At 71.1% G+C, this 21,308-nt stretch carries 22 protein-coding genes; 12 read left to right on the top strand and 10 right to left on the bottom strand.

Features of this window, described 5'->3' with window-relative positions:
* Nucleotides 1–52 precede the first annotated feature (52 nt).
* Entirely contained in the window at nt 53–634 is a 582-nt protein-coding gene (locus ABD346_RS26790) for a dihydrofolate reductase family protein (RefSeq protein ID WP_344378338.1), read from the bottom strand.
* 135 nt (nt 635–769) lie between these two features.
* Between ABD346_RS26790 and ABD346_RS26785 the strand changes: the two genes are divergently transcribed.
* Complete coding sequence (locus tag ABD346_RS26785; protein WP_344378337.1) at nt 770–1,381, top strand: TetR/AcrR family transcriptional regulator; 612 nt, start codon at nt 770–772, stop codon at nt 1,379–1,381.
* Nucleotides 1,382–1,396: 15 nt separating this feature from the next.
* Here the strand turns inward: ABD346_RS26785 and ABD346_RS26780 are convergent, their stop codons facing one another.
* The 4 genes from ABD346_RS26780 to ABD346_RS26765 form a co-directional block, all read right to left on the bottom strand.
* Entirely contained in the window at nt 1,397–2,002 is a 606-nt protein-coding gene (locus ABD346_RS26780; RefSeq protein WP_344378336.1) for a GNAT family N-acetyltransferase, read from the bottom strand.
* A 23-nt stretch (nt 2,003–2,025) separates the two neighbouring features.
* Nucleotides 2,026–3,249: an MFS transporter gene (locus ABD346_RS26775; protein ID WP_344378334.1), complete on the bottom strand. Its 1,224-nt coding sequence runs from the start codon at nt 3,247–3,249 to the stop codon at nt 2,026–2,028.
* Nucleotides 3,250–3,341: 92 nt separating this feature from the next.
* On the bottom strand, nt 3,342–4,373 hold the full coding sequence (locus ABD346_RS26770; protein WP_344378435.1) for a family 2 encapsulin nanocompartment cargo protein polyprenyl transferase: 1,032 nt from the start codon (nt 4,371–4,373) through the stop codon (nt 3,342–3,344).
* A gap of 76 nt (nt 4,374–4,449) precedes the next feature.
* The gene (locus ABD346_RS26765; RefSeq protein WP_344378333.1) at nt 4,450–5,847 is read right to left on the bottom strand and encodes a family 2B encapsulin nanocompartment shell protein; all 1,398 of its coding nucleotides are present in this window, start codon (nt 5,845–5,847) and stop codon (nt 4,450–4,452) included.
* A gap of 249 nt (nt 5,848–6,096) precedes the next feature.
* Between ABD346_RS26765 and ABD346_RS26760 the strand changes: the two genes are divergently transcribed.
* The 4 genes from ABD346_RS26760 to ABD346_RS26745 all read left to right on the top strand — a co-directional run bounded on the left by ABD346_RS26760 (nt 6,097) and on the right by ABD346_RS26745 (nt 9,532).
* Nucleotides 6,097–6,540, top strand: coding sequence for an RrF2 family transcriptional regulator (locus tag ABD346_RS26760; RefSeq protein WP_344378332.1), 444 nt, complete (start codon nt 6,097–6,099; stop codon nt 6,538–6,540).
* Nucleotides 6,541–6,656: 116 nt separating this feature from the next.
* Nucleotides 6,657–7,859, top strand: coding sequence for a globin domain-containing protein (locus ABD346_RS26755; RefSeq protein WP_344378331.1), 1,203 nt, complete (start codon nt 6,657–6,659; stop codon nt 7,857–7,859).
* A 146-nt stretch (nt 7,860–8,005) separates the two neighbouring features.
* Entirely contained in the window at nt 8,006–8,596 is a 591-nt protein-coding gene (locus ABD346_RS26750) for an N-acetylmuramoyl-L-alanine amidase (protein ID WP_344378329.1), read from the top strand.
* A 54-nt stretch (nt 8,597–8,650) separates the two neighbouring features.
* On the top strand, nt 8,651–9,532 hold the full coding sequence (locus tag ABD346_RS26745) for a 1-aminocyclopropane-1-carboxylate deaminase/D-cysteine desulfhydrase (protein ID WP_344378328.1): 882 nt from the start codon (nt 8,651–8,653) through the stop codon (nt 9,530–9,532).
* 36 nt (nt 9,533–9,568) lie between these two features.
* Here ABD346_RS26745 and ABD346_RS26740 read toward each other — a convergent pair whose 3' ends face one another.
* On the bottom strand, nt 9,569–11,167 hold the full coding sequence (locus tag ABD346_RS26740) for a Na+/H+ antiporter (RefSeq protein ID WP_344378327.1): 1,599 nt from the start codon (nt 11,165–11,167) through the stop codon (nt 9,569–9,571).
* 56 nt (nt 11,168–11,223) lie between these two features.
* Between ABD346_RS26740 and ABD346_RS26735 the strand changes: the two genes are divergently transcribed.
* The 3 genes from ABD346_RS26735 to ABD346_RS26725 all read left to right on the top strand — a co-directional run bounded on the left by ABD346_RS26735 (nt 11,224) and on the right by ABD346_RS26725 (nt 13,135).
* Nucleotides 11,224–11,484 carry a UBP-type zinc finger domain-containing protein gene (locus ABD346_RS26735; RefSeq protein WP_053729846.1) on the top strand — a complete coding sequence of 87 codons (261 nt, stop codon included), beginning with the start codon at nt 11,224–11,226 and terminating at the stop codon, nt 11,482–11,484.
* A 290-nt stretch (nt 11,485–11,774) separates the two neighbouring features.
* On the top strand, nt 11,775–12,188 hold the full coding sequence (locus ABD346_RS26730) for an ATP-binding protein (RefSeq protein WP_344378325.1): 414 nt from the start codon (nt 11,775–11,777) through the stop codon (nt 12,186–12,188).
* A gap of 14 nt (nt 12,189–12,202) precedes the next feature.
* Entirely contained in the window at nt 12,203–13,135 is a 933-nt protein-coding gene (locus ABD346_RS26725; RefSeq protein ID WP_344378324.1) for an RNA polymerase sigma factor SigF, read from the top strand.
* A gap of 37 nt (nt 13,136–13,172) precedes the next feature.
* Here the strand turns inward: ABD346_RS26725 and ABD346_RS26720 are convergent, their stop codons facing one another.
* Complete coding sequence (locus tag ABD346_RS26720) at nt 13,173–13,607, bottom strand: hypothetical protein (RefSeq protein ID WP_344378323.1); 435 nt, start codon at nt 13,605–13,607, stop codon at nt 13,173–13,175.
* A gap of 94 nt (nt 13,608–13,701) precedes the next feature.
* Between ABD346_RS26720 and ABD346_RS26715 the strand changes: the two genes are divergently transcribed.
* Both ABD346_RS26715 and ABD346_RS26710 read left to right on the top strand, forming a co-directional pair.
* Nucleotides 13,702–14,667 carry a diacylglycerol/lipid kinase family protein gene (locus tag ABD346_RS26715; protein WP_344378322.1) on the top strand — a complete coding sequence of 322 codons (966 nt, stop codon included), beginning with the start codon at nt 13,702–13,704 and terminating at the stop codon, nt 14,665–14,667.
* A gap of 320 nt (nt 14,668–14,987) precedes the next feature.
* Entirely contained in the window at nt 14,988–15,245 is a 258-nt protein-coding gene (locus tag ABD346_RS26710; RefSeq protein ID WP_004937597.1) for a WhiB family transcriptional regulator, read from the top strand.
* A gap of 152 nt (nt 15,246–15,397) precedes the next feature.
* Here ABD346_RS26710 and ABD346_RS26705 read toward each other — a convergent pair whose 3' ends face one another.
* Together ABD346_RS26705 and ABD346_RS26700 are read right to left on the bottom strand one after the other, a co-directional pair.
* Nucleotides 15,398–16,864, bottom strand: coding sequence for a sensor histidine kinase (locus ABD346_RS26705; protein WP_053729851.1), 1,467 nt, complete (start codon nt 16,862–16,864; stop codon nt 15,398–15,400).
* Nucleotides 16,865–17,169: 305 nt separating this feature from the next.
* Nucleotides 17,170–17,772 (bottom strand): TetR/AcrR family transcriptional regulator, encoded by a 603-nt coding sequence (locus ABD346_RS26700; protein WP_344378321.1) that lies wholly within the window; start codon nt 17,770–17,772, stop codon nt 17,170–17,172.
* 104 nt (nt 17,773–17,876) lie between these two features.
* Here ABD346_RS26700 and ABD346_RS26695 point away from each other — a divergent pair, with 104 nt between their 5' ends.
* Together ABD346_RS26695 and nagB are read left to right on the top strand one after the other, a co-directional pair.
* Nucleotides 17,877–18,629 carry an SDR family oxidoreductase gene (locus tag ABD346_RS26695; RefSeq protein ID WP_344378320.1) on the top strand — a complete coding sequence of 251 codons (753 nt, stop codon included), beginning with the start codon at nt 17,877–17,879 and terminating at the stop codon, nt 18,627–18,629.
* 322 nt (nt 18,630–18,951) lie between these two features.
* Nucleotides 18,952–19,737 (top strand): glucosamine-6-phosphate deaminase, encoded by a 786-nt coding sequence (gene nagB, locus ABD346_RS26690; RefSeq protein ID WP_344378319.1) that lies wholly within the window; start codon nt 18,952–18,954, stop codon nt 19,735–19,737.
* 368 nt (nt 19,738–20,105) lie between these two features.
* Here nagB and ABD346_RS26685 read toward each other — a convergent pair whose 3' ends face one another.
* The gene (locus ABD346_RS26685) at nt 20,106–21,305 is read right to left on the bottom strand and encodes an MFS transporter (protein WP_344378318.1); all 1,200 of its coding nucleotides are present in this window, start codon (nt 21,303–21,305) and stop codon (nt 20,106–20,108) included.
* Nucleotides 21,306–21,308 lie beyond the last annotated feature (3 nt).

Raw genomic sequence — 21,308 nt, 5'->3', positions numbered from 1 at the left:
GAGATTAGCGGCGCACCCTGCTGTTCGTCACAGGGGGTGACCGAAATGAGCGTTACCGCTTCCTTGTGTACTTCGAGACGACCGCACCATTGTCGAAGGTTCGGGAGCCCGTCAACTCGTACTGGCGGGGGCTGAATTCACCCGACACGACCCGGATTCCCTCACCCGCGAGTACTGGGTACGTCTTGATGACCAGCTCATCGATCTCGTCCGCCAGCTGACCGGCGAGGTTGCCGCCGCCGCACAGCCAGATGCCGAGGCCGCCCTGTCGCTTGAGCTCGCGCACCTTGGCGACCGGGTCGCCCGCCACCAACTCGACTGCGGGGTGCGGGGATTCGGCGAGGCTGCGCGAGAAGACATAGGTCTTGAGGTGGGCGTACGGGTCGGGCAGGCCCTCCTTGAGCCCCGGCTCGTAGGTCGCCCGGCCCATCAGGACGGTGTCGAAGTGGGTGTTCTCGGCGTCGTCGCAGCCGAAGTGCCGTCGGCCGGCGGTCGCCAGCGTCTCCGGCCACTCCGTCTTCAGGTAATCGAGGTACGCCGGGGACAGCTGGTCCAACAGGAACTGGATCTCGTCATCGGGACCCGCGATGAAGCCGTCGAGGGACATGCCGATGAAGTACGAGAGCTTGCGCAAACCGGCCTCTTGGGTCTCGGGGGTGTGGCCCTTTCCTGCCGACCACGACAGCTATAGTGCTTCAGGTGTAGTGGTTGCGCAACCCCCCTTTTTTCCGCACCTGCCATGAGGCAGATCCATCAGGAGGATTCCCGCGTGGTGAGAAACCCCGAACGCAGAACCGCGCTGGTCGACGCGGCGATCGAAGTGCTCGCGCGCGAAGGAGCGCGCGGGCTGACGTTTCGCGCCGTGGACGCGGAGGCGGGCGTGCCCGCGGGCACCTCGTCCAACTACTTCGCCAGCAGGGACGACCTGTTCACCCAGGCCGGCCGGCACATCCACGTACGCATGGCACCGGACCCGGACGAGGTCGCCGAGGTGATGCGGCCCGGGCCGTCGCGCGAGCTGATCGCCTCCCTGATGCACTGGGTGGTGCGGCGGATGACCGCCGAGCGAACCGGGTACCTCGCCATGCTGGAACTGCGTCTCGAAGCCACCCGGCGGCCCGCACTGCGGACCGAGCTGACCCGGGCGATCCGCGCGGACCTGGAGGCGAACATCCGCTTCCACGTGGACTCCGGGCTGCCCGGCGACCCCGACACCGTCCGGCTGCTCCACTTCGCGGTCAACGGGCTGCTCGTCGAGGTCTTCACGCTGCCGGGGGTGTTCGGCGACGATCCCGGACAGAGCGCCCACGCGCGGGAGTCGGCCGACGAGGAGACCTCCCGGCTCGTCGACCTCATCGTCTCCCGCATCGTCCCGGGCTGAGCCCCCGCCAGAACCTCAGGCCTTCGGCTCGCGCCACATCGGGTGGACCAGCGGCCCGTCCGGCAGCCGCACCGGCTCGCCGAGCGGGGCGAAGCCGAGGCGCCGGTACAGGTGGGGGCTGCGCTCGCTGCTCGCCTCCAGATAGGCGGGCAGGCCCTCCCGGTCGCACCGCTCCAGTACGGAAGTGATCAGCGCGGCGCCCAGGCCCTCGCCCTGCCGGTCCGGAACCACCCCGACCATCCACAGGTACGCGTGGGCGCGGCCCTGCGGATGGATACCGGCCATCAGATGCGCGATCTGCTCGACCCGCTCGTTGTCGGGGTCGACGAAGGCCCGCAGCTGCGCGGGCCCGTCGTCGCCGTCCTCCGGTTCATGCGGCTCGGCCGGGACGTCGATCCACAGCGCGACCGCCGCGCCGTCCTCGGTGATGTCCACATGCCCCTCGGCGAAGGAGAGCCGGCAGAAGGCCTCCATCAGGCGGTGGTGCACCTCGCGCCGCCGCGCCGCGTCGGGCAGCACCCAGCTGCTCACCGGGTCGTCGATGAACGCCGCGTCGAGGATGCGTACCGCCGCCGCCTCGTCGCTCCGCTCCGCCCGCCTGATCCGTACGTCCCTGCCCATCGCTCCCACCCCGTCCGGCCGCCTCAACCAACCAGCGCCATCCTAGAGTTGGACCGCTCGGCCCAGCGGACCGCGGGCCCGAGCGCGAGGCCCGCTCCGAGGAACAGGGCGCCGAGCAGCAGCCAGCCGGGCACACCCCAGTCGACGACGAGCGCGGTGAGCAGCAACGGGCCGAGCATCCTGGCCAGCGGCACACCCATGCCGAAGAAGCCCTGGTACTCGCCCTGCTGGTCGGCCGGTGCGAGATCGAAGCCGATCTGCCAGGCGCCCGCGGACTGCATCATCTCGCCCGCCACCTGGAGCCCGCCCGCGACCAGCAGCACGGCCGCGGCGGCCCAGGCGGACGCCCCGGCGGCGCTGAGCGCGAACGCCGCGCAGGAGGCGAGCATCAGCACCCCGCCGCGCGCCACGGTCCGCCTCGCGCTGGGCAGATCGCGGACGGCCGAGGCGGTACGGACCTGGAAGAGCATCACCGCGCCGGTGTTGAGCACGAGCAGCGCGGACACCAGCCACCCCGGGGCGTCGGTGCGGGTGACGGTCCACAGCGGGACGGCGAGGCTGATCAGCGGCATCCGCAGCAGGAGCAGGGTGTTGAGGAGGGTGATCACGGCGTAGGGGCGGTCGCGCAGCACGGCGAACCGCGGGCCCGCGCCGGGCGCGACGGCCTTGGCCGGCACCCGGGGCAGCCGGAGCAGGGCGAGCGCGCAGAGCAGGAAGGCCGCCGCGTCCAGGGCGAACACGGCGAGATAGGCGGTGCGGGTGCCGTAGTGCAGGGCGACCCCGCCGATCGCGGCGCCGACGGCGAGCCCGGCGTTCAGGGTGGACTGGAGGTGCGCGAGGACGTGGGTGCGGTCCCGGCGGTCGACGAGGGCCGCGAGGAGCGCCTGGCGGGCGGCGGAGAGCCCGGTCTGCGCGGTCGCGTAGCAGCAGGCGGCCAGGACGAAGGGGAGGAAGCCGCGGACGAACAGGAAGGCCGCGACCGAGGCCCCCGTGGCGGCGGCGAGCAGGACGGCGACGCCGCGCGGGCCGCGCCGGTCGGCGAGCCGGCCGAGCGGCACCCCGGCGAGCGCGCCGACCGCCCAGGCGAGGGTCAGGCCGAGGCCTATGCGGGTGGCCGGGAGGCCGACCACGCGGCTGAAGTACAGCGCCGAGGTGACCAGGAAGGCGCCGTCGCCCAGGGAGTTGACGAGCTGGGCGGCGGCGAGGCCGCGGGCGGGGCCGGCGGGCGGCAGGAGTCGGGGCGTCATGTGCCCATCAAATCAAGCTGAATGGCCCAGCGTTGGGGCCATTCGGCTTCGAATTGACTGGGCCACTCCAGGCATCCGCACCGCCCGGCGGTTCAGCTGGTGCGGCGGGTCACGAACTCGGCCAGGGCGAGGAGGTCACCGGCCGCGGTGGGGTCGGGGACGGCGCGCGAGAGGTGGTCGACCGCGCGGGCCATGCGGTCGGCGGCATGGATCTGGGCCCAGTCGCGGCCGCCGGCCAGATCGACCGCCTCGGCGGCCCGGCGGACCGCGGCGGCACCCATCGGGGCCCGGTACAGCTCGGCGAGATCGGCCGCCGCGGGGGTGCCCGAGCCGAGCGCGGCGACGACGGGCAGCGACTTCTTGTGCGCCGCGAGGTCGGCGCCGACGGGCTTCCCGGTGCGCCCCGGGTCGCCCCAGATGCCGATCAGGTCGTCGATGAGCTGGAAGGCCAGCCCGGCCTCGCGGCCGAACGCGTCCATGGCGGCGACCTCCTCCTCGCCCGCGCCCGCGTACAGCGCGCCGAGTGCGCAGGCACAGCCGAGCAGTGCCCCGGTCTTGGCCATCGCCATGTCGAGGCACTCGTCGAGCGAGACGTCCTGCGGGCCCCGGTGCTCGAAGGCGCAGTCGGCCTGCTGGCCCGCGCACAGTTCGATGACGCAGGCGGCGAGCCGGGCGGAGGCCGCGGAGGACGCGGGGTGGTCGTCGTCGGCGATCAGGCGCAGGGCGAGGGCGAGCAGCGCGTCGCCGACGACGATGGCGTCCGGGGTGCCGAAGACGGTCCAGGCGGTGGGGCGGTGGCGCCGGGTCGCGTCCTCGTCGATGACGTCGTCGTGGAGCAGCGTGAAGTTGTGCACGAGTTCGACGGCGGCCGCCGCCTGTACCGCGGTTTCGGGGCGGCCGCCGAGCGCCGTGGCGGCGGCGAGGACGAGGGCGGGGCGGATCGCCTTGCCCGCCTGTCCGCCGGCCGGGGTGCCGTCCGCGTGTTCCCAGCCGAAGTGGTACATCGCGACCCGCCGCATGGAGCCGGGCAATGACTCGACGGTGGAGCGCAGTCGGGGGTTGACGACGGTACGGGTCCGCTCGAGCAGCTCGACCGCCTCGCGGCCCTCCACGGCTTCCGGCATTGCCAACTGGGGTGACCTTTCTCGGAGTTGACGGCGGCACCGGGCGCGCGTCATAGGGCGCGCCCGGACCGGAAGCTCACCGCCAGCGGCTGACCTCGACGTTCTCCAGGACGCCGAGCGCGTCGGGCACCAGGATCGCCGCCGAGTAGTACGCGGTGACGAGGTACGAGATGATCGCCTGCTCGTCGATGCCCATGAAGCGGACCGACAGGCTCGGCTCGATCTCGTCCGGGATGCCGGCCTGCTGGAGCCCGATGACGCCCTGTTCGGCCTCGCCGGTACGCATGCAGATGATCGAGGTCGTACGGGCCTCGCTCACCGGGATCTTGTTGCACGGGAAGATCGGCACGCCGCGCCAGGCGGGCACGTGGTGGCCGCCCACCTCCACGGACTCGGGCACCAGGCCGCGCTTGTTGCACTCGCGCCCGAAGGCGGCGATCGCACGCGGGTGGGCGAGGAACAGCTTGGAGCCGCGGCGCCGGGAGAGCAGCTCGTCCATGTCGTCGGGGCTGGGCACCCCGTCGTGCGGCTGGAGGCGCTGGCCGTAGTCGCAGTTGGTCAGGAGGCCGAACTCGCGGTTGTTGACGAGCTCGTGCTCCTGGCGCTCGCGCAGCGCCTCGACGGTGAGCCGCAACTGCTGCTCGGTCTGGTTCATCGGCTGGTTGTAGAGGTCGGCGACGCGGCTGTGGACCTTCAGCACGGTCTGGGCGACGGAGAGTTCGTACTCGCGGGGCGAGCCCTCGTAGTCGACGTAGGTGTGCGGAATGATCGCTTCGCCGACGTGGCCGGCGGAGAGGTCGATCGCCGCTTCGCCGTAGTTGTTGGTGCGCTGGTCGGGCACCACCGAGGCGGTCGCGAGGTGGGCGTGCAGCGACTCGGAGCGCTCCGCCAGGTTGAGCACGTCGGCCCGGGTCAGGATCAGGACGGTGCAGGCGGTGGTGGCGCGGAAGGTGCACTCCCAGACGGCGTCGCCGGAGACCAGCGCCTGCTCGCCGAAGTGCGCCCCGTCCGCGAGGAAGCCGAGTTCCGTCTCGTCGCCGTAGTGGCCCGTGCCGATCTTCTCGACGCGGCCGTGCGCGAGCAGGAACACCCGGTCGGTGACGTCGCCCGCGGTGGCGATGACCTCGCCCGCCGCGAATTCGCGCTGCTCGCAGCGGTTGGCCAGCTCGGTGAGGGCGGTCTCGTCCTCGTAGTCGCGCAGCGCGGGCAGCTCGCCCAGTTCGGCGGGGATGACGGCGACCCGCTCGCCGGTCTGGACGAAGGTGATCCGCCCGTCTCCCACCGAGTAGCTGAGCCGTCGGTTGACCCGGTATGTGCCACCTTGCACCTGGACCCATGGCAGCATCCGCAGCAGCCAACGGGAGGTGATCTCCTGCATCTGCGGCGCGGACTTGGTGGTGGTCGCCAAGTTCCGCGCGGCGGCTGTGCCGAGACTCTGCTGGGCGCGGTTCTCGGGACCTGCCTCGACCGACATGTGACTCCTTATGAGCTCTTACGATCTTGAAGCTGGACTTCGCTGAGAAGACTTTCAGCACGGAGAGTCCCCGCGCCATTACTCAAATGAGTGGGATTAGAACAACAGCGGTCCGGGCAGCCGCCGCGAAGCGCTCGAACGCGCCCCGCACGCCCCCCACTTCACGCACCCCGAAGACACCCGCCGATAACCGACACATGGACCAAGCTTTAATTTGCACACAAGATGCAAGTTACTTACGGTGCTCCCATGCGGCTGACGAGATTCACCGACCTGGCGCTGCGGGTGCTGATGCGGCTCGCGGTCATCGAGAGTGCGGACGACCAGGCCCCGCCCACCACGCGGGAGGTGGCGGACGCGATGCACATCCCGTACACGCACACCGCGAAGGTCGTCGCCCGCCTCCAGCACCTCGGTCTCGTCGAGGCGCGGCGCGGCCGGGGCGGCGGGCTCGCGCTCACCCCGGCGGGCCGCCTCGCCTCCGTGGGCGGCCTGGTGCGCGAGCTCGAAGGGCCGGGCGACGTCGTGGAGTGCGAGGGGGCGGCACCATGCCCGCTCGCCGCGGCCTGCCGCCTCCGCCGGGCGCTGCACCGCGCGCAGGAGGCGTTCTACGACTCCCTCGACGAGGTCACGGTGGACGACCTGGTGGCCTCGCCGACCGGCCCTCTCCTGATCGGCCTGACCACCCGCTGACACTCCGTCAGCCTGCCCCGCCTCCTTGGGCCCCTCGGCCTCCCCCTTGGACCCTTCGGGTTGTTTCCGCACACTCTTAAATACGCATTCCACATGCCAATTAAAGGAGCCAGTAGATGCTGTCCGAGAAGTCGACCGCGACCGTACGCGCCACCCTGCCCGCAGTCGGGGCGGCCATCGGCACCATCACCGAGCGCTTCTACGAGCGGCTCTTCGCCGCCCACCCCGAGCTGCTGCGGGACCTGTTCAACCGGGGCAACCAGGCCGCCGGCCTCCAGAAGCAGGCGCTCGCCGGCTCCATGGCCGCGTTCGCGACGCACCTGGTGGACCGCCCCGAGGACCGCCCGGAGGTGATGCTGACCCGCATCGCGAACAAGCACGCCTCCCTCGGCGTGACCGCGGACCAGTACAAGGTCGTCCACCGGCACCTCTTCGCCGCGATCGCCGAGGTGCTCGGCGAGGCCGCGACCCCGGAGGCCACCGAGGCATGGGACGAGGTGTACTGGCTGATGGCGAACGCGCTGATCGCCTTCGAGGCCCGCCTCTACGAGGAGCAGGGCGTGCTCGCCGGGGACGTCTGGCGGGAGTGGACGGTGGCCGGCCGCATCGAGGAGACCGCCGACTGCGCCACCTTCCGGCTGCGCCCCGCCGACGGCGCGCCCACCCCCGTCTTCCGGGCCGGCCAGTACGTCTCCGTCCAGGTCGAACTCGCCGACTGCGCCCGCCAGATACGCCAGTACAGCCTGAGTTCGGCGCCCGGCAGCGAGCTCCGCTCGATCACCGTCAAGCGTGTCCAGGGCGACCCGGACGGAGAGGTTTCCGGCCATCTGCACGCCCACGTCCGCGAGGGAGACCGGCTGCGCGTCTCGGCCCCGTACGGCGATCTCGTCCTCGATACGTCTCGCGACGCGGGCGGGGCTCCGCTGCTGCTCGCCTCCGCGGGCATCGGCTGCACGCCGATGCTCTCCCTGCTGGAGCAGCTCGCGGCGACCGGTCACCGCGCCCCGGTGACCGTGGTGCACGCCGACCGCTCCCCCGCCGAACACCCGCTGCGCGACGACCATGCGGCGCTCACCGCCAAACTCCCCGACGCGGCGGCCCACTTCTGGTACGAGACCCCGGAACCGGGCCACCCGGCCGACCGCACGGGCCTGGTCGACCTGACGACCCTGCCGGTCCCGCCGGGCACCCGCGCCTACCTGTGCGGCCCGCTCCCGTTCATGCGCGCGGTCCGCACCCAGCTGCTGGCCAAGGGGGTGGCGGCGGCCGACATCCACTACGAGGTGTTCGGCCCGGACCTGTGGCTGCCCCAGGACTGACGGGCCCCGTTCGGCTCCGGTGTCCGGATCGGCTCGCTCACCAAACCGAACAGTTCACACCATAGCGGTCAAATAACTCCTTCCCGGGGCGAGTTGGGATACAAGCGGTACGAGTCACATCCGTACCGCTCTGGAAGGAGGCGGCCATGGCCCCTCCCCTGTCCGCAGACCAGTTCCTCGCCGCGCTGCGTGCCGAGGGCCTCACCGTCGTCGAGGTCGACGGGTGGCGCACCCACAACCGGGCCGGCCACGGCGACTGGGGCCCGGTCAACGGCGTCGTCATCCACCACACCGCGACCGGCGGCGCCGCCGCGACGGTCCGCATCTGTTACGACGGCTACGACGCCCTGCCGGGCCCGCTCTGCCACGGCGTGATCACCAAGGACGGCACGGTGCACCTCGTCGGCAACGGCCGCGCCAACCACGCGGGCGCGGGCGACGGCGACGTGCTGCGCGCCGTCATCGCCGAGAAACGGCTGCCTCCGCCGGAGGACAACGACACCGACGGAAACACGCACTTCTACGGTTTCGAATGCGAAAACCTGGGAGATGGCGAGGACCCGTGGCCCGAGGCCCAGCTCGACGCGATCGAGAAGGCGGCCGCGGCCGTGTGCCGCCACTACGGCTGGACCGCACAGTCGGTCATCGGCCACAAGGAGTGGCAGGTCGGCAAGGTGGACCCACGCGGCTTCACGATGGACTGGCTGCGGGAGCGGGTACGCGATCGGCTGAAGTGACACGTGGGGCACCGTGCGAGATGCCGCCTGCCATGACCACGTGACAATGGACGCATGACCCCCGAAGCGCTCGCCCCTCGTCTCCCCTCACCTCTGGAGGAGGCGGAGGACGAGCGTTTCGCACGTCACGGCGTACGCCTGCTCCTGAAGCGGGACGATCTGATCCACCCGGATCTGGTCGGCAACAAATGGCGCAAGCTGGTGCTGAACCTGGAGGCCGCCGCCGGCCGCCCCGTCCTCACGTTCGGCGGCGCCTACTCCAACCACCTCCGGGCGACGGCCGCCGCCGGGCGCCTGCTCGGCTTCCCGACGATCGGCGTCGTACGGGGCGACGAGCTGGCGGGCCGCCCGCTCAACCCGTCCCTCGCGCAGTGCGCGGCGGACGGCATGCGGCTGCACTTCCTGGACCGCTCGACGTACCGCCGCAAGTCCTCGCCGGACGTCCTCGCGGGCCTCCTGGAGTCGCTCTGCCCCGATGCGTACGTCGTACCGGAGGGAGGCAGCAACTCCCTTGCGGTGCAGGGCTGTACGGCGCTCGGCGAGGAGCTGCGCGGGGCGGCGGACGTGGTGGGCGTGGCCTGCGGCACGGGCGGCACCCTGGCGGGCCTGGCGGCGGGCCTCGCCCCCGGCCGGCGGGCAATCGGCGTGCCGGTCCTGAAGGGCGGCTTCCTCGAAGCGGAGATACGCGCCCTCCAGCGGACGGCGTTCGGCGAGGTGCGGGGGGACTGGACCCTGGACGACCGCTTCCACTTCGGGGGCTACGCCCGCGTACCCGCCGAACTGGAGGCCTTCGCGCGGGACTTCGAGGAGCGGCATGGGGTGGGGGTGGAGCGGGTGTATGTGGCGAAGCTGCTGTACGCGCTGCTGAGGCTGGCGCAGGAGGGGGCGTTCGAACGGGGATCGAGGGTGGCCGCGGTGATCACGGGCCGGCCCTGACTCCCCGCCCCCGGGGCCTGCGGGCCCAGCGCGCCCCTACCCCTCGCCCTCGCGATACGCCGCCGCCTCCTCCAGGTCCAGCCTCCGCAGCAACGTCCGCATCATCTCGTCGTCGATACGGCGATCATCCCGCAGGGCCACAAAAACCTGCCGCTCCGCGTCGATCATCGCCCGCGACAGCCGCCGGTACGTGTCGTCCGCCGACTCCCCCGTCACCTCGTTCACCGCCCCCAGCCGCTCCCACACCGCATTCCGCCGCCGTTCGAGCACCGTCCGCAACCGGTCGGCCAGCGGCGGCGGCAACGCGTTGCGCGAGTCGGCGAGGAGCTCGTCGAGGCGGGCCTCGGCGGCCCGGGACGCCTCGCTCTGGGCCTGCGCCTCGGCCAGCGTCTCGGCCTGCGCGTCCCGCCCGGGAAGCTTGAGCAGCCGGATCAGCGGCGGCAGCGTCAGCCCCTGCACCACCAGCGTGCCGATCACCGTCGTGAACGTGAGGAACAGGACCAGGTTGCGGGCCGGGAAGGGGCGCCCGTCCTCCATCGTCAGCGGGATCGAGAACGCGATGGCCAGCGAGACCACGCCCCGCATCCCCGCCCACCCCACGATCACCGGCGCCGTCCAGTCGACCTCCGGCTCGCGGCGGCGGATCTTCTCGGACAGCGTGCGCGGCAGGAACGTGGCCGGGAAGACCCAGACGAAGCGGGCCGCCACCACCAGGACGAACACCCCCACCGCATACCAGACCGCCTCGCCGACCCCGTACTCCCCGAGCCCCTTGAGCACCACCGGCATCTGCAGTCCGATCAGCGCGAACACGGCCGATTCGAGGACGAAGGCGACCATCTTCCAGACCGCCTCCTCCTGGAGCCGCGTCGCGAAGTCCACCTGCCAGGAGTGATGGCCGAGATAGAGGGCCACGACCACGACCGCCAGTACGCCCGACGCTCCCACCTGCTCCGCCGCCGCGTACGCCACGAACGGGATGAGCAGCGACAACGTGTTCTGGAGCAGCGCCTCGTGGAGATGGCGGCGCAGCCAGTGGATCGGCAGCATCAGGACGAGGCCCACCCCGATCCCGCCGACCGACGCGAGCGCGAACTCCTTGAGGCCGCCGCCCCAGGTCGCCCCGGCCCCGACGGCCGCGGCCAGGGCCACTTTGTACGCGGTGATCGCGGTCGCATCGTTCACCAGGGACTCGCCCTGGAGGATCGTGGTGATGCGGTTGGGGAGCCGTAGCCGGCGGGCGATCGATGTCGCCGCCACCGCGTCCGGCGGCGCGATCACCGCGCCGAGCACCAGCGCCGCGGTCAACGGGAGATCGGGCACGAGCAGATACGCGAGAGCGCCGACCACCACCGTCGCGAACAGCGTGTAGCCGACCGAAAGCAGCGCCACCGGCCGGAGGTTGGCGCGCAGATCGAGGTACGAGCTCTCCAGGGCGGCCGTGTGCAGCAGCGGCGGCAGCACCAGGGGCAGCACGACGTGCGGGTCGAGCGTGTAGTCCGGAACGCCCGGCACGTACGCCCCGATCAGCCCCACCGCCACCAGGAGCAGCGGCGCGGGCACCGGCGTCCTGCGGGCGGCCCCCGCGACCGCCGCGCTCGCCGCGATCAGCGCCACCAGCGGCAATGCATCCATCAGAACCGTCCGTCCCCACTCACCCGTGCCGTGTTCTTGGTCGTAACCTGGCCATCATGAGCGAGTGCCCGCACGTTGCAGAACTGCCGCGCCCCGAGCCGGCCCCGCTGAGCGACACCTGTCCGGAGTGTCTGAAGGACGGCACGCACCCCGTGCAACTGCGCCTGTGTCTGGTCTGCGGGCACGTGGGGTGCTGCGACTCGTCGCCGCACCAGCACGCGACCGGCCACTTCAAGGAGACCGGGCACGCGGTGATGCGGACCTTCGAGCCCGGCGAAAGCTGGCGCTGGTGTTTCGTGGACGGCCTGCTGGTGTGAGAGTGGCACCCCGCACGCTTCGTCCAGGGCGTGAGGAAAGGTTCGAAGCCCTCGACGCCTGGGTACGTCAACCCGGGCTCGGTTCACAGCAATTGGGCACTGCAAACCTCTAGCCACTGTCCGTACTCATAGGCTTACCATGAGTGACAGCCGTCGGGAGAGCTTCCGGCGACAGGGCACCATGGATCGCGATAGCGTCGCCAGTCCAGGTACGGACCCCCGTACCCACGGCCCCGGGACCTCCCCTCTCCCCGGGCCCCGATAGAGCTTGTGCCACCTTGGAGGTGAGGGTGTCCCAGATCGCAGGCGAGCCCGGGAATCAGGACTTCGTGGAAGTCCGGCTGCCGGCTGCGGGTGCCTACCTGTCGGTGCTGCGTACGGCCACAGCCGGACTCGCGGCACGTTTGGACTTCACCCTCGACGAGATCGAGGACCTGCGCATCGCCGTCGACGAGGCCTGCGCGATCCTGCTCCAGCAGGCCCTTCCGGGTTCCGTACTGAGCTGCGTGTTCCGCCTCGTCGACGACTCGCTGGAGGTCACCGTCTCGGCGCCGACCACCGACGGCCGGGCCCCGGAGCGCGACACCTTCGCGTGGACGGTGCTCTCCGCCCTGGCCGGCAAGGTCGACTCCACGGTGGCCGAGGACCGTACGGTCTCCATCAGCCTGTACAAACAGCGCGGCGCGGGACCCGGACCGGCGTGAGCGAGGAGGGTCCGGTGCGGGACGACAAGCGCATCCCCGAAGCGGTGCGCTCCGCGGGCATCCCGGAGCAGCAGGCCCGGCCGCACCCGGTGGACAGCCCTGTGGATGGCCCAGATGGCGTTTTGTACGCGGCGGAGCAGGCAGAGCGGGCGGCCCTTATGAGCGAGCACATCGAGCACAGGCAGCACGATCCACACGATCGCAGCGGGGCGCGGGCGATGTTCATCGAGCTGCGCAAGCTGCCGGATGGATCGCCGGAGAAGTCCGAGCTGCGCAATCAGCTGGTACGGATGCACCTGCCGCTGGTCGAGCACCTGGCGCGGCGCTTCCGCAATCGTGGCGAGCCCCTCGACGATCTGACCCAGGTCGCCACGATCGGTCTGATCAAATCGGTGGACCGCTTCGACCCCGAGCGGGGCGTGGAGTTCTCGACGTACGCGACGCCCACCGTCGTCGGCGAGATCAAACGGCACTTCCGCGACAAGGGCTGGGCGGTGCGGGTGCCGCGCCGGCTCCAGGAGCTGCGGCTCGCGCTCACCACGGCGACGGCGGAGCTGTCCCAGCAGCACGGCCGCTCGCCGACGGTGCACGAGCTGGCCGAGCGGCTCGGCATTTCGGAGGAGGAGGTCCTGGAGGGCCTGGAGTCGGCGAACGCCTATTCCACGCTGTCCCTGGACGTGCCGGACACGGACGACGAGTCGCCTGCCGTGGCGGACACCCTGGGTGCGGAGGACGAGGCACTCGAAGGTGTCGAGTACCGCGAGTCCCTCAAGCCGCTCCTCGAAGACCTCCCGCCGCGGGAGAAGCGGATCCTGCTGCTGCGTTTCTTCGGCAACATGACCCAGTCGCAGATCGCGCAGGAGGTCGGCATCTCGCAGATGCACGTCTCGCGCCTGCTGGCCCGCACACTGGCCCAGCTCCGCGAGAAGCTGCTCGTCGAGGAGTAGCCGGGGTCCGGGGGCGCTGCCTCCGGGCCCCTTTCGGTCACGCGTCGCGCATCGGCCCGCGAATCCCGAGCGCCTTGGTCGTGGACGGGTTCACCAGGAGTACGAGGCCGGTGACGGCCACCGCGGCCAGCGCGATGCCCGCCGGAATCCACGGGGCGCCGTCGGAGTTCAGGAACATCCAGGCGACCGGAAGCGCCATGATCTGGGTGATCATCGCGGGGCCCCGGCTCCAGCTGCGGCGGCGCAGCAGGCCGCGGGCGGCGATGAGCGGGATCAGGCCGAGGACCACCAGGGTCAGGCCGCCCGTTTCGGCCTGGGTGGGCCGGTCGGGCTTGCCGGTCAGGCCCATCACGAGCATGTAGAGGCCACCGGCGACCAGGGCGAGGCCTTCCAGCGCGGACAGCGCCGCCGCGGCGGTCAGACGGCCGGGGCGCGGTCCGGCGGGGGCTTCGGGGGTCTGCTCAGTACTCACCCGGCCAGGGTAGCCCGCGGCCGGCGCCCGGCCAGGGCCCGGGCGGTCCGGCCCGAGTACGCTCCAATACCACCCGGTAGGTAGTCTGGCGCCCATGCGTGCACTTCTCGTGGTCAATCCGGCGGCTACCACCACCAGTGCGCGCACGCGTGACGTCCTCATTCATGCCCTCGCCAGCGAGATGAAGCTGGAGGCCGTGACCACCGAGTACCGCGGCCATGCCAGGGACCTCGGGCGGCGGGCGGCCGAGAGCAACGACATCGACCTCGTGGTGGCGCTCGGCGGTGACGGCACGGTCAACGAGGTCGTGAACGGTCTGCTGCACAACGGGCCGAACCCCGAGCTTCCCGAATTCGCGGTGGTTCCCGGCGGCTCGACGAATGTGTTCGCGCGGGCGCTCGGCCTGCCCAATGACGCTGTGGAGTCGACCGGTGTCATTCTCGACGCGCTGCGCGAGAACCGGCACCGCACCGTGAGCCTGGGCCTCGCCTCCGGAGTGCCGGGCAGCGTGGACGAAGGCGTTCCCGAGCGCTGGTTCACTTTCTGTGCCGGGTTCGGATTCGACGCGGGTGTGGTCGGCCGGGTCGAACAGCAGCGGGAGCGCGGAAAGCGCTCGACGCACGCGCTCTATTTGCGCCAGGTGGCGCGCCAGTTCTTCGGCGAGCCCCATCGCAGACACGGCCAGATCACGCTGGAACAGCCCGGCGCCGAGCCCGTCGAGAACCTCGTCCTGTCCATAGTCTGCAACACCTCCCCCTACACCTACCTGGGGAATCGTCCGCTGTACTCGTCCCCGGAGGCCTCCTTCGAGGCGGGCCTGGACGTACTCGCGCTCACCAAGATGACCGCGCCCTCGGCGACCCGCTACGCGACCCAGCTGCTCACTTCGACCCCCGACCGGGGTCCGCGCGGCAAGCACGCCGTATCACTGCACGACCTGACGGACTTCACCTTGCATTCCAAGGCCCCGCTCCCCTTCCAGATGGACGGCGACCACCTGGGCCTGCGTACCAGCGTCGCGTTCACAGGCGTACGCCATGCACTGCGTGTGATTGTGTGAGTGGAAGGGCCCAAAGTCCTTTCACTCGAACGTTTAGGCTGGCATCCACCCCATGGAAGTACGACTGTGACCCAGTCGACACCGAGGAATCCAAAAAAACTTTCCTGAAGGGGTTGTATCCGCCGCCGAGGTTTGCGAATCTCTACATGGCGATCGGGACGGCCCGCAACACCGGCCTCCACTGAAAGCCAGAACCCCTCCTCAAACCAGGACCACCACCAGTCCAACTGGAAGATGGCCCTTCCCTTGTTGAGGGATTCGTGAAAGCGTTCACATTCACAAGCACCCCCCTGCACGTAACACCAAGAGAGGTAGCAGCCATGGACTGGCGTCACAACGCCGTTTGTCGTGAGGAAGACCCCGAGCTGTTCTTCCCCATCGGCAACACCGGTCCTGCGCTGCTGCAGATCGAGGAAGCCAAGGCCGTCTGCCGCCGCTGCCCCGTCATGGAGCAGTGCCTGCAGTGGGCGCTCGAGTCCGGCCAGGACTCCGGCGTCTGGGGTGGCCTCAGCGAGGACGAGCGCCGCGCGATGAAGCGCCGTGCCGCTCGCAACCGGGCGCGCAACGCGACCGCCTGAGCCCCCACTTCCTGCCTTAGCCCCGCGCGGCGCGTACAGAGCGTACGCACTCACCGCCCCCCGAGCCGCAGCGCGCAGCAGTAACCCACAGCATTCGAGCCCCGAACCGTGTCTCACGGTTCGGGGCTCGCTGCTGTTGCGGGACGGACGCCCTACTTCTCGGGGCCCACCGGGATGTCGAGCACGACCTTCGTGCCGCGCTCGGGCGCCGGCACCATGTCGAAGCCGCCGCCCAACTCGCCCTCCACCAGCGTCCGTACGATCTGCAGGCCCAGGTTTCCGGTGCGCTGCGGGTCGAAGCCCTCGGGCAGGCCCCGGCCGTCGTCCCGCACCGTGATCAGCAGCCGGGCGTCCTCGCGGGTGCCGCCGCGCAGCGCCGCGACCTCCACCGAACCCTGCTCCCCCGGCGCGAACGCGTGCTCAAGCGCGTTCTGCAGCACCTCGGTCAGGACCATGGACAGCGGGGTGGCGACCTCGGCGTCGAGGATCCCGAAGCGGCCGGTGCGGCGGCAGTTGACCTTGCCGGGTGAGATCTCGGCGACCATCGCGAGCACCCGGTCGGCGATCTCGTCGAACTCGACGCGCTCGTCCAGGTTCTGGGACAGCGTCTCGTGCACGATCGCGATCGAACCGACGCGCCGGACCGCCTCGTTGAGCGCCTCACGGCCCTGGTCGGAGTCCATCCGGCGGGCCTGGAGCCTGAGCAGCGCCGCGACCGTCTGGAGGTTGTTCTTCACCCGGTGGTGGATCTCCCGGATGGTGGCGTCCTTGGTGATCAACTCCCGCTCGCGGCGGCGCAGTTCGGTCACGTCGCGCAGCAGGACGAGCGAGCCGATGCGCGTGCCCTTCGGCTTGAGCGGGATGGCGCGCAGCTGGATCACCCCGTCGTTGCCCTCGACTTCGGCCTCCCTCGGCGCGTAGCCGCTGGCGAGCTTGGCCAGGGACTCGTCCACCGGGCCGCGCGGCGGCGCGAGGTCGGCGGTCAGCTGGCCCAGGTGCTGGCCGACCAGGTCGGAGGCGAGCCCGAGCCGGTGGTAGGCGGAGAGTGCGTTGGGCGAGGCGTACTGGACGATGCCGTCGGCGTCGAGCCTGATCAGGCCGTCGCCGGCGCGCGGGGAGGCGTCCATGTCGACCTGCTGGCCGGGGAAGGGGAAGGACCCGGCGGCGATCATCTGGGCGAGGTCGGACGCGGACTGGAGGTAGGTGAGTTCGAGCCGCGAGGGTGTACGCACCGTGAGCAGGTTCGTGTTCCGGGCGATCACGCCCAGGACGCGGCCTTCGCGGCGTACCGGAATGGACTCGACGCGGACCGGGACCTCCTCGCGCCACTCCGGGTCGCCCTCGCGCACGATGCGGCCCTCGTCGAGCGCGGCGTCGAGCAGCGGGCGCCGGCCGCGCGGGACCAGGTGGCCGACCATGTCGTCCTGGTACGAGGTGGGGCCGGTGTTGGGCCGCATCTGCGCGACCGACACATAGCGCGTGCCGTCCAGGGTGGGAACCCAGAGCACCAGGTCGGCGAAGGACAGGTCGGAGAGCAGCTGCCACTCCGAGACCAGCAGATGGAGCCACTCGAGGTCGGACTCACTCAGAGCGGTGTGCTGGCGTACGAGGTCGTTCATGGAGGGCACGTGGTCGAGCGTACCTGCGGGCGGTGACAGAAAATGACTGCGGGCCGCGGCGCCTGGACGGGACCCTCAGCCCGCCCGGGCACCGCAGCCCGGTTGCCGGCCGACGGGTGTGCGGTCCCCTCGGCCTTCAAGGGAGGTCGCGGCGCGGTCAGGGCAGAAAGCGCCGGGGCCTCGGTTCCGCCCGCCTGTGCGGGGTGGGCGGAAGTTCTGTTGTGTGCATTGTGGACTAGACCATTCTGCCATGTCCATCCATGCGCACGGCACAATCTTCCGCGTCGACACGGCGACCGCAACCCTTAGCGGCCGTCCGGGGGCCAGGCCAGCATGGCCGCCTCGGCGACGGCTTCGAGCTCGGCGCGGGTGGCGCCGTCGCGGGCCTGCTGGGACATGCCCTGGAAGACCGCGCCGCTGAGGCGGGCAAGCACGCCGGAGTCGGTGCCCTCGGGGAGGCGGCCGGCCGCGATGTCCGCGGCGATCCGGCTCTCGATGGCGGCGAGGCCGGCGTTGCGCCGATCGCGCAGCGTGGTGCTGACGCACTCGCTGGTGCAGTTGGCCGCGGCGCTGATCACCAGGCAGCCGTAGGGGTGCGCCGGGTCGGTGAACTCGGACGCGGCCTCGTGCAGCAGCCGGGTGACGGCCGCGCGCGCGGTCGGCTCCTCGGCCAGCGCCCGCGTCGAGAAGGCGCCGTAGGTCGCGCCGTACGTGCGCAGGACCTCCTCGAAGAGGGCCCGCTTGTCGCCGAAGGCGGCGTAGAGGCTGGGCGCGCCGATCCCCATGACCCGGGTCAGATCGGCCACGGACGTGACCTCGTAGCCCCGGCGCCAGAACTCCATCGTGGCCTGCTCAAGGGCCTTGTCCCGGTCGAAGGAGCGGGGGCGGCCGCGCTGTTTCGTCGCCATGGCTCCGAGTCTACAGGGAGTTCTGTAGCGGCCATTAGAGAATGTGTTACGTTCTTTCCGTAGCGACCGCTACAGAAATATTCGGGGTGGAAGGGGGCGCAGCCATGGGCGCGCTCGACGGGAAGACGGCGCTGGTCACGGGCGGCAGCAGGGGCATCGGGCGGGGCATCGCCGAGCGGCTCGGCAGGGACGGGGCGAGGGTCGCCGTGCACTACGGCGCGAACGGGACGGCGGCCAAGGAGACGGTCGCGGCCATCGAGGCGGCGGGCGGCTCGGCGTTCACCGTCGGCCAGGAACTGGGGGTTCCGGGGGACGCGGCCGCCCTGTGGGAGGCCTTCGACCTTCAGGCCGACGGGCTCGACATCCTGGTGAACAACGCGGGTGTCGGGAACGCGATGCCGTTCGGCGAGGTCTCCGAGGAGGCGTACGACCGGTTCTTCGCCGTCAACTCCAAGGCGCCGTTCTTCGTGACCCAGCACGGCCTGACCCGGCTGCGCGACGGCGGGCGGGTCATCAACATCTCCAGCGGGCTCTCGCACGCCGCGGTGATGCCGGAGCACCTCACCTACGCCATGACCAAGGGCGCGCTCGACGTGTTCACGCGGAACCTGTCCAAGGTGCTCGGGCCGCGCGGGATCACGGTCAACGCCGTGGCGCCCGGGATCATCGACACCGACATCAACGCGAGCTGGCTGCGTGCCAGCGACGAGGCCTGGGCGGGGGCGGCCGCGATGTCGGCGCTCGGCCGGGTCGGCGAGCCCTCCGACATCGCGGACGTGGTGGCGTTCCTGGCCTCCGACGACGGGCGCTGGATCACGGGCCAGTGGCTGGACGCGACGGGCGGCTCGCTCGCGTAGGGCTCTGCTCGGCGCACCTCCGCCACCCCGGCCGGGCGCATCCGGGTCCCGGCCTCGGGGTCGGTCACCTCCCGGATGCGCCGCGCGACGGACGGCCGCTCGGCCATCTCGCCGGACATCGTCCGGCCCGGCCGCCCGCTCGGAGAGAAATGCGGCGGCGCCATGTTCCATGCCTCCGAATGGCCGCCTCCGTATGCGTTCCGGCAACCCGTCCGGTCGACCATGGGAGCTGGTACGACCACCCGCCGAGGGGCCGCAGCTCTGCTAGATTGGTCTATACCACGCCCGTTGTAGTTTCACGTCTCCAGATCGGCAGGCCCACGTGGAAGTTGTCATCGTCCCGGACGCCAAGGCAGGCGGCGAGCTCATCGCGGAGTCGATCGCCGCCCTGTGGCGCCGCAAGCCCGACGCACTGCTCGGCGTGGCCACCGGCTCGACCCCGATCCCGATCTACGACGCGCTGACCGCGAAGGTCGCCGCCGGTGACGTGGACGTCTCGCGGGCCCGTGTCTGCCAGCTCGACGAGTACGTCGGGCTGCCCGCCGGGCACCCCGAGTCCTACCGCGCCACCGTCATCCGCCAGGTCGTCGAGCCGCTCGGGCTCGGTGCGGACTCCTTCATAGGGCCCGACGGCTCCGCCGAGGACGTCCAGGCCGCGTGCGAGGCCTACGACCTGGCGCTGGCCTCGGCCGGCGGCGTGGACCTCCAGATCCTGGGCATCGGCACCGACGGGCACATCGGCTTCAACGAGCCCTGCTCCTCGCTCGCCTCGCGCACCCGGATCAAGACGCTCACCGAGCAGACCCGCATCGACAACGCGCGCTTCTTCGACGACGACATCGACCAGGTGCCGCACCATGTGATCACCCAGGGCATCGGCACGATTCTGGAGGCCCGGCACCTGGTGTTGCTCGCCACCGGCGAGGGCAAGGCCGAGGCGGTCGCCCAGACCGTCGAGGGTCCGGTCGCCGCGGTCGTGCCGGCGTCGGCGCTCCAGCTCCACCAGCACGCGACGGTCGTCGTGGACGAGGCCGCGGCGTCCAAGCTGAAGCTTGCGCCGTACTTCCGGCACACCTTCGCCAACAAGCCTGTCTGGCAGGGGCTTTAGCTCCGCGAGGGGGCGGGTTTCGGGGCGCGGTCCAGAGTCGCCTGTTCGCGCAGTTCCCCGCGCCCCCAACCCGCTTTCGCCCTCGCACTGCGCGTGGTCGCTCGCGCAGTTCCCCGCGCCCCTAAAACCTCCTTCGGCCGCGGACCGTACCCGGTTGCTCGCGCCGTTCCCCGCGCCCCCACCAGGATGTGGTGCGCCTCCCCCGGACTGCGGCCCGAACCTCCAACCCGCCTTCGGCCGCGGACCGTACGTGGCACTCGCGCCGTTCCCCGCGCCCCTTCAGGGCGCTGAGCAGCTCGGCGCTGGCCGGCCGGAACTTCCCAGGGGCGCGGGGAATCGCGCGGATGGGCGGCCGCCGCCCGCAAGGGCTACGCGTCTGCCAAGGACGGGAAGCGGATTCTGGTGCTGCACGCGGACACCACCAGGGCCGAGACGGCCACCGCCCCCATCCCCCACACCAGACTCGTGCCGTTGGCTATGAAGCCGATCGCCGCCGGGCCGGCAAGGAGGCCCGTCGTGCCCATCGCCGCCACGAGGGCCAGCGCGTCCGAACCCTGGCGGGCGGCCGCGACGTACACGCATGGGGTCACCGCCGCGATGCCGAGTCCGACGCAGGCGAACCCGAGCAGCGCCGGGACCACCCCTCCGGCCAGCAGGGCGACCGCAAGCCCCGCGCCGGCCAGCGCGCTGCCGGCCCGCACGATGCGCTCGTCGCCCCACTTCGTACGCCACCCGTCGGCGAAGAGGCGGGCAAGCACCATCATCACCGAGACGACGGCGATGCCCAGCGGCGCCAGTTCCGCCGCCGCGCCCGCGCTGTCCTTCAGGTAGAGCGCCGACCAGTCGTTCATGGCCCCCTCCGTCACGGTGCCGAACGCCATCGCCAGGCCCATCCAGATCGTCACCCGGGTCGGGAGGGTCAGCCCCCGGCGACCCTGCTTCCCGGAAGACTCGGAAGGCTCGGAGGGATCGGAGGGATCGGAGGGGCCCGCTGCCTTCCGGTCCTCCGCCAGGAGCCCCGGGCGCGCGGCCAGTACCACGACCGCCACCAGGACCGTCGCCGTCCCGAAGTGGGCCGGGAGGGCCGAGGAGAACGAGGTCACGCCCGACGCGAGCAGTGCCGCGAACAGCGAACCCGCGCTGAACGTCGCGTGCATCCTCGCCATCGTGGTCCGCCGGTACCTGACCTCAAGGGCAGCCGCCTGCGCGTTCATCGCGACGTTCAGACAGCCCACCGCCACCCCGTCGAAGAACACGATGAGCAGCGTCACCGGGTAGCTCGGCGTGACCGACAGGGCGATGAGAACCGCGGCCAGGGCCAGCGCCGAGAGGACGGACAGGCGCCGCGAGCCGAGCCGCTTCGTCAGGATCGCCACCAGCGGGAACGAGACCGCCGCGCCCGCCCCGCAGACCATCAGGAGCAGGCCGAGTTCCGCCTCGGACAGGTCGAGCCTCGTTTTCAGCGCGGGAATCCGCGAGACCCACGTGGCGTACTGGAATCCGAGGCAACAGAACAGTGCCGCGATCGCCACTTGTGATCGGCGGTATTCATCACGAACACCAGACATGCG

This window comes from Streptomyces mauvecolor (genome assembly GCF_039532965.1).
Taxonomy (GTDB): domain Bacteria; phylum Actinomycetota; class Actinomycetes; order Streptomycetales; family Streptomycetaceae; genus Streptomyces; species Streptomyces violascens.
The sequence above is the reverse complement of the archived record's forward strand: the minus strand, read 5'-3'. Positions and strand labels throughout refer to the sequence as shown.

Excerpts from the sequence above, each read along its gene's own strand:
- ABD346_RS26780 (WP_344378336.1), bottom strand. The coding sequence starts at position 2,002 with ATGGGCAGGGACGTACGGATCAGGCGGGCGGAGCGGAGCGACGAGGCG.
- ABD346_RS26775 (WP_344378334.1), bottom strand. The coding sequence starts at position 3,249 with ATGACGCCCCGACTCCTGCCGCCCGCCGGCCCCGCCCGCGGCCTCGCC.
- ABD346_RS26770 (WP_344378435.1), bottom strand. The coding sequence starts at position 4,373 with ATGCCGGAAGCCGTGGAGGGCCGCGAGGCGGTCGAGCTGCTCGAGCGG.
- ABD346_RS26765 (WP_344378333.1), bottom strand. The coding sequence starts at position 5,847 with ATGTCGGTCGAGGCAGGTCCCGAGAACCGCGCCCAGCAGAGTCTCGGC.
- ABD346_RS26760 (WP_344378332.1), top strand. The coding sequence starts at position 6,097 with ATGCGGCTGACGAGATTCACCGACCTGGCGCTGCGGGTGCTGATGCGG.
- ABD346_RS26755 (WP_344378331.1), top strand. The coding sequence starts at position 6,657 with ATGCTGTCCGAGAAGTCGACCGCGACCGTACGCGCCACCCTGCCCGCA.
- ABD346_RS26750 (WP_344378329.1), top strand. The coding sequence starts at position 8,006 with ATGGCCCCTCCCCTGTCCGCAGACCAGTTCCTCGCCGCGCTGCGTGCC.
- ABD346_RS26745 (WP_344378328.1), top strand. The coding sequence starts at position 8,651 with ATGACCCCCGAAGCGCTCGCCCCTCGTCTCCCCTCACCTCTGGAGGAG.
- ABD346_RS26740 (WP_344378327.1), bottom strand. The coding sequence starts at position 11,167 with ATGGATGCATTGCCGCTGGTGGCGCTGATCGCGGCGAGCGCGGCGGTC.
- ABD346_RS26735 (WP_053729846.1), top strand. The coding sequence starts at position 11,224 with ATGAGCGAGTGCCCGCACGTTGCAGAACTGCCGCGCCCCGAGCCGGCC.
- ABD346_RS26715 (WP_344378322.1), top strand. The coding sequence starts at position 13,702 with ATGCGTGCACTTCTCGTGGTCAATCCGGCGGCTACCACCACCAGTGCG.
- ABD346_RS26710 (WP_004937597.1), top strand. The coding sequence starts at position 14,988 with ATGGACTGGCGTCACAACGCCGTTTGTCGTGAGGAAGACCCCGAGCTG.
- ABD346_RS26705 (WP_053729851.1), bottom strand. The coding sequence starts at position 16,864 with ATGAACGACCTCGTACGCCAGCACACCGCTCTGAGTGAGTCCGACCTC.
- ABD346_RS26700 (WP_344378321.1), bottom strand. The coding sequence starts at position 17,772 with ATGGCGACGAAACAGCGCGGCCGCCCCCGCTCCTTCGACCGGGACAAG.
- ABD346_RS26695 (WP_344378320.1), top strand. The coding sequence starts at position 17,877 with ATGGGCGCGCTCGACGGGAAGACGGCGCTGGTCACGGGCGGCAGCAGG.
- ABD346_RS26685 (WP_344378318.1), bottom strand. The coding sequence starts at position 21,305 with ATGTCTGGTGTTCGTGATGAATACCGCCGATCACAAGTGGCGATCGCG.